The following is a 10,111-nucleotide window of genomic DNA, read 5'->3' as shown; positions in this document are numbered from 1 at the left end:
GGGGATCATCGGGTCATTCGGCATAAGCTGGGCGTTCTATCTGCTTGCTAAAGCGGATTCTGTAAAGCAATTACCTGGCGACTACAGCCCACTTCTCAAGGTTGTTCGCCACGGATGTCACCTACCGGCCCGGTGGGATGATCGCGGTCGGGTCACCCAGCTTCGTGGCGGGCGCGGCCTTCGGCCGGCTGATCGGCACGAGCATCGGGTACGCGCGGGCGGCCGGCCTGTCCAGGCGGCATTGGCGCGGGCACGACCTTGCCCGCGTGGTGGTCGACGCCAGTGCGACGTGGTGCCTGGTCCGAGGGCAGTGGCTGCGATTCGATCACCACGCGGTCACCGGCTATCAGATGACGGCGGATCAGTCCTGCATCCTCACGTTCGCGACGACCGACCCGCTACGACTGCACGGCCCGTCCGCCTGGTGCCACGCTGTGCTGTTCGCCTACTTGCGTGGCAGGGCGGCTTGGCAGATGGCGCCGTACCTCCAACCCGTGGCGCGGGCCGTCCCATTGACTGCGGCCGTTACGCGGTAACAAGTGGCGAGCCTGGGCACCCGGCCACGTCGCTCAGGCTGGCGGTCAAGCCGTAGGACCGACGGCGGCGGCTGTCCGGAACGGTCGCCTACTGGTCATCGGCCCACCAATTCCACCAGTCAGCCGGTGCTGGGACTACGTCGGCGAATCGGTCGCCAGTGTGGCCGGCGGGGCGGTCGCCATCGGCTTGTTTGCACTCGCGGAAGGGCCCATCGGTCGAGCAGATGACGCCGAGGTGGTAGTGCAGCTCCCGTAGCCATCCGAGCATCCCGGTGGTCTCCAAGCGTGCGTGTTCCCACGCGTACCACAGCGCGGTCAGCGCGGTGACCGCCTCATTGTGTCGCCACCACTGCTCGCACCAGTACCACCGCTGGCTGCCGGTCTCTCCGAACGGGCGGGAGAAGTTGACCAGCAGGTATTCGCGTACCCAGTTTCAACGTTGTCGTACAACGGCTCCTGGCCGTCAGGCGCCGGCGCTGGTTTCGCGGCCGTGTCTCGTTCGCCGAGTTTCTGGGCCAGTTCGGCTACGGCGGCGCCGAGTTCCTCGACGCGCGCGGCGACCCCGGGGGCTGCGATTCACACCGTCCTCCATCATCGGGTCCTTGCCTTCCGCTGCGCGGGAGTCGTGGTTGCCGGCTGCTTTGCGCTCGCGTGAGTGGGCGGGCCGCCGACGGTCGTCAGTGGCGGGAAGGTCTGGCTCATCAGCGAGCGTTGGCGGTCGCCCGCGGCGGCGAGATCAGCGGCGTCGTCGGTGTGAACCTGTCCCTGGTCTTCGCCCTGGTGGTGTTCGTTGACGTTGCCGTTAGCGGGGTCGTCGCGTCCGGCGTTGTCGAGTGCGGCGGCGCGTTGTTCGGTGTCGGCCTGAGCCTGAAGGGAAGCGGCGAATGCGTCCGCGGCGGCGGGCGCCATCGCGGCTCGGACTCTCGAGTGCCGTGCGTTCGGCCGCCCGAATGCGGTGGGTAGTGCGGCTGGGTCTCCCACATTTGGTAGGCGGCGGCCTTCATCGCCTCGGCTTGGCCCATGCCGTTGGCGCGGTGCCGGTCGTAGGCGTCCATGAGCGGGCCGTTCATCTTGCGAAGGCGATCCTGGGCGAGCCAGGCGGCTTCACCGGCCCGGGTGTTACCGGCCGCGGCGGCCACGGTGGCGGTCCGCCAGACTCGTACTGTCTCATCGAGCGTGGCGCGGGAGAGCCAGTCGGTGAAGGCCTGTCGATCAGCGACCGGTCCTGTTTCTCTTGCATGGTGGTAGCGAGACGTTGCGCCGCTCGACTCGCGTCCTCGGCCGCGGTCCGCCGCTCGGTCTGTGCGGCGCGGTTCTGGATCCCGACCGCGGCCCAGCGGGCGGCGGCTTCACCGACGGTGGCTGCTACTGCGAGGCCTTGCAGCATCTGGTTGCGTGCCTCGGCGAACGGGTCGTCGTGCTGTGGTTGGGTCACCTAGATCCCCCCGGTCGTGATGGGTGAGGTGTCCGGCGTGCGGTGGGCGCAGCCGGGCCGCCTCCCACTGTCGGCAAGGCTGTTGCCGCCGCGGTTGACGCGGGCGTTACCAGCGGGCCCGCGGTGGTAACGGCGGCGCGTAGCGCCGCGGCGGCCCTTCGGGCGGCCTGCGCCTGGTGCAAGCGCTGCTGGGCGTCGCGAAGGCGCGCCAGGGTGTCTCCGACCGCCGCGAGATCCAAGACCAGGCGCAACGCCGCGAGCGTGTCGTCGTTACCGGAGGTCCGGCCCATCAGGCTGACCAGCCGAGACATCGCCCGCATCCGGTAGGACCGGGTGGTAGCGCGGCCGTCTTCCCGGTAGCGGGAGCGTGCCGCGCGGTCGAAGACCTCTGCGGCGTCGGTCAGCGGGCCGCCGCGGTGGCCTTCCACAGCGAACGCGACGGCGCGCAGCGTGTCCGCGGCTGCTTCGGCGGCGGCCTGCGCGGCCCCAGGATCGGACTGGGCGGTCCGGCGCATTTCCGCGGTGGCGGCGCGCGCGGTGGCTCCGGCCTCGCGCATCGCCCGCACTCGTTCTGCCCGGCCGACGCGGACCCGATGACGCGGCAGCCCAGTTGGCGGGGGAGTGCCCCAGCGTTGCCGCAGTTTGGGGAGTGTCAGGTCGGCTGCGAGCCTGCCGCCGCTGAAGTAGATCGGTTGACCGTCTGCGGCGGTGTGGACTCCTGGAAGGGCCACGGCGTAGCCGGTGATCTCGCCCGGCTGGCGAGTGCTTTCGCGCAGCTTGACCATGACTCCGGCGGCGCGGAGCTGGTCGAAGAACTCGTCCTGCGACGTGGCACCCGCGACGGCGGAGCGGACGCGTCGGCGGAGCCTGTCGCGGGTGGTCTCGGATTGGCCGAGCCGGCGGGCCTTGCTTGTCTCGCGCGGGCCGGGGCGGCGTGCGGCTGTCCGGTCGGCCGGAGCGACCCGGCGTTGCAGCCCAAACCGGCGGGCCACATCGAATGTGGCGGCGACACAGCGCCGGTAGTCGTTGCGTGCCCACTCGATGCGTCCGTCTTCACGGACCAGGGCCGCGACGATGTGCACGTGGTCGTCGTTGTGGCGAACCACTACCCAGCGGATCCCTTCGGTGTCGCCGTGAGGGGCGAGTCCAGCGCCGGCAAGCATCTCCCGGGCCATGTGTCCCCAGGCCTGATCGCTGAACACCCGGCCACGGTCATCGGGCGCGAGCCGCATCGAGGCGTGCCAGACGGGTTGGGCTGCAACGCCGGGTCGCTCCAACATGGCCACCAGGTGCCGGAAGTCCCGGGCACCGCCATCGGTCACCGACGGCTCCAGATCCGCGAGATCACCGGAACCGTCCCAGGCGGCCACCAGCCGCGGACGGTCATGCTCCTCGAACCGGCCGGGCCCGAACAGATAGCGCAGCAGACCACCGACCCGCGTGCCCCGCTTGTGGATCCGGCAGATCACCGCAGCCGCCGATCGATACGGCCGGTCACCTCGTCCAGTCGTGCCACGGCGGCCCGGCACAGGCGCACCGCGTCGGCGGCCCAGTCCGGCAATTCGCCGGTTGAGTTACGTTGCGTGGCGGCCTGGTTGACGTTCGCCCCGAACATGTTCACTGCTCGCCGCGCCGCGAACAACTCCCGCTGCAGTTCCTTGAGCCCGTCGGCCGGGCCGGCCGACGGCGCAAACTCGCGCCCGGCCGCCGAGACGGCGGCCTTCCCCGCGTACCCGGCCGGCGTCAGATGCGCCGCGTCCGCGGCTTGGCCGACCAACTGTCGCTCGACGTCGGACAACCTGACCGACAATCGGTGCGGCCGACCAGGCGACAGGTGCCCATCAGGCGATCTCCCTCGACCTGGACTCCATGATCTCCTTCGAGCATGACGATCGAGCGTTACCAGGTCCCTGACCAGTACGAACAGTCGTCCATGGCGACCCCGTTATCGGTGGCCAGGGTCGGAGAATCGGTGGGATCGACCGCTGTGGTAGCCGTAACGGCAACAGCTCGGTCACCCAGGAAATCGATCGGCGGCACCACCTGGGCCCAGCGAAAAGCCTCGATCGCGGCACCGTCCGGCCCGTTCAAAGGAGCGACCCGGCCGCCCTCCAACGAGGCCAGCAACACCGCGCCGTGCAGCACGCATCCCGCGATGGACGCCCCAGTCCGATCGATGACTTGAACTGCGTTCCGCTGGCTCTCGCATTGACGCACATCGTCGCTATGGGCGGTGGCGCATCGCGAGGGCTCTTCCTCGAACGGAAGAGCTCGAGGCCGGGGGCCCGAGCCGCCATCCGCGAGGTTAGGCGGGTTAAGTCCGACTTTGTCTCGCGCCGGGTCTACTTCCTTTGCGAGTTCCATGGCGCCACGGCACGACCTCAGGTGACAACCAGCAGGAACATGGACCACGCCAAAGACGTCAACGCCTCGGACAAGGACTCCGGCGTGATTGGCCAGCCCGACGAGGGCGGCGACGCACCGCGGCTGGAAGCTTGGTGCCTGGGCCAGGGACCGGCTCAGGGCTTCTGCGCTCATCGCGCTACCTGCCCGAATGCCGTACGACTGGTGCTCATGGGATGGCCTCCGAGGGGCTCTCCGGCCCCGGCGGGTCGCCACCCGGCCGGGGCTCCTTACGTAGTCCGTTTCTCAGGTGCGAGAATGTTGTGCCATCAGAGGCGGCCGTTGTCGGCGTACTTCTTGATGATCGGCAGGTAGGCGCCCCAGATCGAGCCGTAGGTGACGCTGCCGCCGGTGACGTAGGCCGGCTCGGGCGCCATCGTCAGGCCGAAGCCGGCCGGCATGCGGGCCAGGACGCCGTCGATGATGCGGATCAGGTTGGCCTGTGACGCGGACAGGCTGTTGATGGTGCCGCTGCCGGTGAGGCCGGTCTCGATGTCGATGTCGATGCCGTCGAAGTGGTAGGTCGTCAGGATCGGCACGATCGTGTTGACGAAGCGGTCGGCCACCGTGCTCGAGTTGAGGTCGATGCCGGCGGTGGCGCCGCCGATGGAGAGCAGCAGCGTCTTGCCCGAGGCCTTGGCCGCGCACATCTCGGCCGGGGTGCCGACCTTGACGCCGGCGTCCATGCCGTCCTGCCACAGCGCGGTGCCGTCCGAGACCCAGTTCTCCCAGTAGCCCTGCAGCACCTTGCCGGCCGGGCGTCCCTTTTGTCCGCAGCCAGTGGACGGCGGGGGATCACTGGGCGGCGGATCACTCGGCGGCGGCGTGCTGGGGGCGCAGGCGCCGAGGTCGCGCCACAACGACGGGGTGGCGGCCGGGTTCCAGCCCGCGCCGGGATGCGCGGTGTGCGTGACCAGCGCCTGGTACTGACGCGCCTGGTACGTGACCTGGGCGCCGGCGGTGTAGGTGTTGCCCTCGGCGCAGGTGGGCGCGGTGCGAGGTGGTCGGCATCCTGGTCGGCCTGGCCCTGCTGTGGGACCGCATCCGGGGCCGGGAGCGCGCACGGCCGGAGCCGGGGCTTCGCGGCGCCGGGCTGGTGCTCAGCATCTTCGGCCTCATCGCGATCGTCGTCGGCATCCAGGGGCTGTTCACCCCGGACTGACGGACCAGGCCGCCCGGGTCGCTCCCAGGGTTCCTCCCCGAGGAGGGCGGCGCCGGCCTCCTCGGTGGTCAGGGAAGTCGCGGGTCAGCGGGCGCGGCGGCCGAACCGGCGGGCGGGGCGGCCGGGGTGACCGCGCCGAGGTTGGTGACGGCGTTCTGCTCGGCCGACCCGTAGAGGTCGGCGCACTGGTGGCCCATCGCGGCCATCGCGGCCGGCTGCCCGCAGTGACGTTCGACCGTCGCCATGATCGCGTCCGTCGTCCGCGGATAGCCGGCCATGTAGGCCGCCCCGAGCTCGCCCTGGCCGAGCCGCCCGCCCAGCGAGGTGACCTGGCCGCTGACCGCGCCCCAGCCGGTGGTCATGACCCGGCCGGCCGTGTCCATCATCTCCATCGCGCCGGTCATCGCGGTGGTGTCCATGTCCATGATGGTGATCCCTTCGTCGCGTCGAGGTGGTGCAGGACCGGGTCGAACGCCAGGTCGGCCGCGGATGCCGAGGCGTGCGGGCCGAGCAGCGGCGCCATCGTCTCGAAGGCCCGCCGCTGCGCCTGCCCGGCGGCGTCCCGGATGGTGCCGGCGATGGTCGCCGCAAGCCGGGCGGCGTCGGCGACCCGGTAGATCCGGGGATCGAGCCACAGCCCCCGCACCTCGCCGCCCGCGCCGACCGTGGCCGACACCAGCCGGTCCCGGGACCACGCGGTCTCCTCGTGGCTCGCCAGCCGCTCCCACACCTGATAGATCTCCTCGGTCACGTCACCGAGTGTGCGAGGCCGATCCCGGGTGAGGCCGCCGCTGGCCGGATGCGGTCACGCCGGCCGTGGCCGCGGGCCGTCCTTCCTATCATCGGCGCAGCGTCCTGAGTGGGGAGACGACGATGGCGATCGAACAACCGGTGAGCCCGCTGTGGAGCGCGGTCACGAAGATCTACAACCCGTGGCCGCTCGACGACGAGGGGGTCGCGGCCGAGGTCGCGACGGCCTGGCGTGGCGGCGGCAAGGTGCTCGCGGAGGGCGCGAAGGAGACCGGCCGGGCCGGTGACGCGTCCCTCTCGGCGTGGCCCGATCCGGTCGGGGTGGATTACGGCGGCCAGGTGGCGGCCGTCGCCTCGCACGGGGCCGAGCTCGAGCGGAACCTGCACGCCCGGGCCGCGCACGCCGACTACTACGGCGCCCAGCTGACGTCGGCCAAGAGCTCCATCGTCGACACCGTCGCCCGGAACGAGGAGCTCTTCGCACGCCTGGGCAACCCGCTGCTCGGCGTGGCCGGCCCGGCCCTGCAGACCGGCTTCGCCGCTCTGGTCGCGGGCTCCATGCACGGCATGATCACGCAGAAGGCCGGGGAGATCGCCGGTTACCCGGTCGACCCCGATCCGCCGAGCCCGAAGCCCGGCCCCTATCCGATCGCGCCCGGGGCCAAGCAGTCGCGCGGGCTGAGTCCCCAGGAGTACATCGAGGTGAAGAAGGTGTTCGGCGACTCGATCAATCTCAGGGACGTCGTGCTCACCGACGACGGGGTTCTCTCGGCGCGGGGGGACAACGCGGTCACCGTCAACAACACGATCTACTTCCCGGTCGGCACGCTGAGCGGGAACACCGACACCCCGGAGTTCCACGCCTGGCTGGTCCACGAGCTGACCCACGTCTGGCAGTACCAGAACGGGAAAGGCATCGCCGACCTGATCCCGGCCGCCTGGAACGAGGACTACGCGTACGGCGGCTCGGCCGGCCTGAACGCGGCGGTCGCGGCCGGCAAACCCTTCGGGGAGTTCAGCACCGAGCAGCAGGCCGAGATCGCCGCGCAGTACTACTACGGCCGGGAGACCGGGCGGGACTGGCGCGGACTGCCCGGCCCGTACGACCCGGCCCCGTACAAGCACTACATCGACATGGTGTTCCCCAAGAAGTGAACGGTCCTTGCTATTAAATATCGACGAGCGTCACTATGTCACGCATGGGATTCGCAGCCGTCCTCACCGCCGTGGCCCTCGTCCTTCAACCCACGCCCTCAGCGCCAGCGGCTGACAACGTTGTCGCCGCGGCCGTCGTGTGCTCGGTCTTCTGCGACACCCGCGATCCGTCGCAGGCGCGGCAGGACACCTTCCCCGTACCCGACAAGATCCAGAACGGCCGGCGCATCTCGCTGCACCTCTCCGAGGCCGACGCGATGGCCTGGGGCAGCATCGACAACGGGGCCGCCGGCGACTCGGTCTGGCTCGACCGCAGCTGGGACGGCGGCCCGACCTGGGACGGCCTGCTCGGCAAGGCGAGCATCCCGGGTGGCTGGACCGGCACGCGAACCCTGATGTACAACCTGACCGACCCCGCGAACCACCGTCGCGGCGTGGTCCGGGCGTGCGGTGACGCGGGCGGCATCCAGTGCACCGACTGGGTCAAGGCGCGTGCCTGCGACGCGGCCTGCGACCGGGACACCGGCCCGGTCGGCGACCGTCAGCCCGTACCCGCCGCCTCGATCTCCGGACGCACGGTGGCGCTGCACATCGACGACCGCGGCATGGCCTGGGGCACGATCGCGGGCGGCGCCCAGGGCGACGAGATCTGGCTGGACCGGTCCTGGGACGAGGGCGCGAGCTGGCCGGGCGGGTCGTCGCTGGGGCGGGTGAGCACGCCGGCGGGTTCGACGGGTACGGCCACCGCGCTGTTCGCCGCGCGCGACCCGAAGTCGTACCTCTACGGCGGGGCGATCCGCGCGTGCGGCCGGGCCGTGTCGGGCAGCAACGGCAGCTGCACCCAGTGGGCGCGCCCCGACCGTGACCGGGCCGCCGCCGCGGCCGACGCGCTGATGTACGCCTACCGCCCGGACACCGCGTGGTGGCCGTCGAGCTGGTGGAACTCGGCCGCGACGGTCACCACGCTGATGGACTGGATGAAGAAGACCGGCCGCACCGACCACCGCTGGATCGTCGACCGGACGTTCGAGGTCAACAAGGGCGTCTTCCCGGCCGGCGTGAAGTCGTCGGACGCGATCGAGGGCCACTTCATCAGCCGGGCCATCGACGACGCGGGCTGGTGGGGGATCGCCTGGGTGCAGGCGTACGACCTGACCGGCAACCGCAAGTACCTCGACGAGGCCGTGATCATCGGCAACTACCTGCAACAGCACTACGACACCGCCCGCTGCGGCGGCGGGGTCTGGTGGGACCGCGAGCACACCTACAAGAACGCCGTCACCACCGGCCTCTACCTGCGCCTGACCGCCGCCCTGCACAACCGGCTGCCCGGCGACACGACCTGGCTCAACCGCGCGACGACCGGCTGGAACTGGTTCACCGGCAGCGGCATGATCAACTCGTCCGGCCTGGTCAACGACGGCCTGACCACCTCGTGTGCGAACAACGGCCAGATCGTGTGGACGTACAACCAGGGCCTGGCCATCGGCGCCGCGGTCGAGCTGTACCGGGCCACCGGCAACACCGCGGTGCTGGACACCGGCCGGCGGCTGGCCGACGCCGCGATCAACGGCACCCTGCTCACCAAGGGCGGGATCCTCACCGAGTCGTGCGATGCAGCCGGCCTCACCTGTGACGACAACCAGAAACAGTTCAAGGGCATCTTCATGCGCTACCTGAGCGATCTGGCCACGGTCACCGGCAACCAGACCTATCGCGCGTACGCGGCCACGCAGGCCAACCGCATCTGGACCGCGGACCGCGACAGCCTCAACCGTCTCGGCGGGCGCTGGAACGGCGGCGAGAACAACGTGCGCGACTGGCGGACCCAGGCGAGCGCGCTCGGAGCCCTGATCGCCGCCGGGTAGGAATATCGGGCGCTGTGAGATGCTTGACGTGTCAAAGACTTCGAAGGAGACGCGTCATGCAGTTCGGCATCTTCACCGTGGGTGACGTGACACCCGACCCCACCACCGGCCGGACGCCGACCGAGCACGAGCGCATCCAGGCCATGACCACCATCGCCCTGAAGGCGGAGGAGGTCGGCCTGGACGTGTTCGCCACCGGCGAGCACCACAACGAGCCGTTCGTACCGTCCTCGCCCACGACCATGCTCGGCTGGATCGCCGCCCGGACCGAGAAGCTGCTGCTGAGCACGGCCACCACGCTGATCACCACCAACGACCCGGTGAAGATCGCCGAGGACTACGCGATGCTCCAGCACCTGTCCGGCGGCCGGGTGGACCTGATGATGGGCCGCGGCAACACCGGCCCGGTCTACCCGTGGTTCGGCAAGGACATCCGCGCCGGCATCCCGCTGGCCATCGAGAACTATGCGCTGCTGCACCGGCTGTGGCGCGAGCAGGTGGTCGACTGGTCGGGCAAGTTCCGTACCCCGCTCCAGTCCTTCACCTCGACCCCGCGCCCGCTGGACGGGATCCCGCCGTTCGTCTGGCACGGCTCGATCCGGAGCCCCGAGATCGCCGAGCAGGCCGCCTACTACGGCGACGGCTTCTTCGCCAACCACATCTTCTGGCCGGCCTCGCACACCCAGCGCATGGTGGGCCTCTACCGCGAGCGCTGGGCGCACTACGGCCACGGCGACCCCGACCAGGCCATCGTCGGGCTCGGCGGCCAGGTGTTCATGCGGAGGAACAGCCAGGACGCGGT

13 protein-coding genes and 1 pseudogene are annotated in these 10,111 nt (G+C 70.4%); 5 read left to right on the top strand and 9 right to left on the bottom strand.

The features are described from left to right. The first annotated feature begins 137 nt into the window (after nt 1-137). Nucleotides 138-536, top strand: coding sequence for a hypothetical protein (locus AB0M54_RS47635; RefSeq protein WP_364479951.1), 399 nt, complete (start codon nt 138-140; stop codon nt 534-536). A gap of 88 nt (nt 537-624) precedes the next feature. On the opposite strand, the gene AB0M54_RS47630 is transcribed toward AB0M54_RS47635, so the two are convergent. The 7 genes and pseudogenes from AB0M54_RS47630 to AB0M54_RS47600 form a co-directional block, all read right to left on the bottom strand. Then, a complete protein-coding gene (locus AB0M54_RS47630) occupies nt 625-948 on the bottom strand; it encodes a DUF4913 domain-containing protein (protein ID WP_364479957.1) in 324 nt (107 codons plus the stop codon). Nucleotides 949-1,127: 179 nt separating this feature from the next. Continuing rightward, nucleotides 1,128-1,445 carry a hypothetical protein gene (locus AB0M54_RS47625; protein WP_364479948.1) on the bottom strand — a complete coding sequence of 106 codons (318 nt, stop codon included), beginning with the start codon at nt 1,443-1,445 and terminating at the stop codon, nt 1,128-1,130. 522 nt (nt 1,446-1,967) lie between these two features. Further along, the gene (locus AB0M54_RS47620; RefSeq protein ID WP_364479945.1) at nt 1,968-3,440 is read right to left on the bottom strand and encodes a relaxase; all 1,473 of its coding nucleotides are present in this window, start codon (nt 3,438-3,440) and stop codon (nt 1,968-1,970) included. Then, nucleotides 3,437-3,769 carry a hypothetical protein gene (locus AB0M54_RS47615; protein ID WP_364479943.1) on the bottom strand — a complete coding sequence of 111 codons (333 nt, stop codon included), beginning with the start codon at nt 3,767-3,769 and terminating at the stop codon, nt 3,437-3,439. The genes AB0M54_RS47620 and AB0M54_RS47615 overlap by 4 nt, the downstream gene beginning before the upstream one ends. Nucleotides 3,770-3,870: 101 nt before the next feature. Continuing rightward, a complete protein-coding gene (locus tag AB0M54_RS47610; RefSeq protein WP_364479940.1) occupies nt 3,871-4,116 on the bottom strand; it encodes a hypothetical protein in 246 nt (81 codons plus the stop codon). A gap of 527 nt (nt 4,117-4,643) precedes the next feature. Beyond that, the gene (locus AB0M54_RS47605) at nt 4,644-5,120 is read right to left on the bottom strand and encodes a glycosyl hydrolase family 18 protein (protein ID WP_364479954.1); all 477 of its coding nucleotides are present in this window, start codon (nt 5,118-5,120) and stop codon (nt 4,644-4,646) included. Nucleotides 5,121-5,237: 117 nt separating this feature from the next. Beyond that, nucleotides 5,238-5,438: pseudogene (locus AB0M54_RS47600) on the bottom strand (carbohydrate-binding protein); the annotation flags it as partial. Here AB0M54_RS47600 and AB0M54_RS47595 point away from each other — a divergent pair. Next, nucleotides 5,375-5,536 (top strand): hypothetical protein, encoded by a 162-nt coding sequence (locus tag AB0M54_RS47595; protein ID WP_364479960.1) that lies wholly within the window; start codon nt 5,375-5,377, stop codon nt 5,534-5,536. The pseudogene AB0M54_RS47600 and the gene AB0M54_RS47595 sit on opposite strands and share 64 nt — an antisense overlap. A 68-nt stretch (nt 5,537-5,604) precedes the next feature. On the opposite strand, the gene AB0M54_RS47590 is transcribed toward AB0M54_RS47595, so the two are convergent. After that, nucleotides 5,605-5,961: a hypothetical protein gene (locus tag AB0M54_RS47590; protein WP_364319120.1), complete on the bottom strand. Its 357-nt coding sequence runs from the start codon at nt 5,959-5,961 to the stop codon at nt 5,605-5,607. After that, nucleotides 5,937-6,287: a YbaB/EbfC family nucleoid-associated protein gene (locus AB0M54_RS47585; RefSeq protein WP_364479937.1), complete on the bottom strand. Its 351-nt coding sequence runs from the start codon at nt 6,285-6,287 to the stop codon at nt 5,937-5,939. Before AB0M54_RS47585 ends, AB0M54_RS47590 begins: the two co-directional genes overlap by 25 nt. 122 nt (nt 6,288-6,409) lie before the next feature. On the opposite strand from AB0M54_RS47585, the gene AB0M54_RS47580 reads away from it, so the two are divergent. From AB0M54_RS47580 to AB0M54_RS47570, 3 genes are all read left to right on the top strand, one after another. Next, entirely contained in the window at nt 6,410-7,441 is a 1,032-nt protein-coding gene (locus tag AB0M54_RS47580) for a DUF4157 domain-containing protein (protein WP_364319116.1), read from the top strand. Nucleotides 7,442-7,485: 44 nt separating this feature from the next. Continuing rightward, entirely contained in the window at nt 7,486-9,309 is a 1,824-nt protein-coding gene (locus tag AB0M54_RS47575; RefSeq protein ID WP_364479934.1) for a glycoside hydrolase family 76 protein, read from the top strand. A gap of 56 nt (nt 9,310-9,365) precedes the next feature. Further along, the coding region (locus AB0M54_RS47570) for a CE1758 family FMN-dependent luciferase-like monooxygenase (protein ID WP_364479931.1) at nt 9,366-10,111 on the top strand (746 nt) is incomplete at its 3' end.

It is taken from the genome of Actinoplanes sp. NPDC051470, from assembly GCF_040682035.1.
Lineage (GTDB): Bacteria > Actinomycetota > Actinomycetes > Mycobacteriales > Micromonosporaceae > Actinoplanes.
Note: the sequence above shows the minus strand (reverse complement) of the source record. Positions and strands in the feature narration are given on the sequence as shown.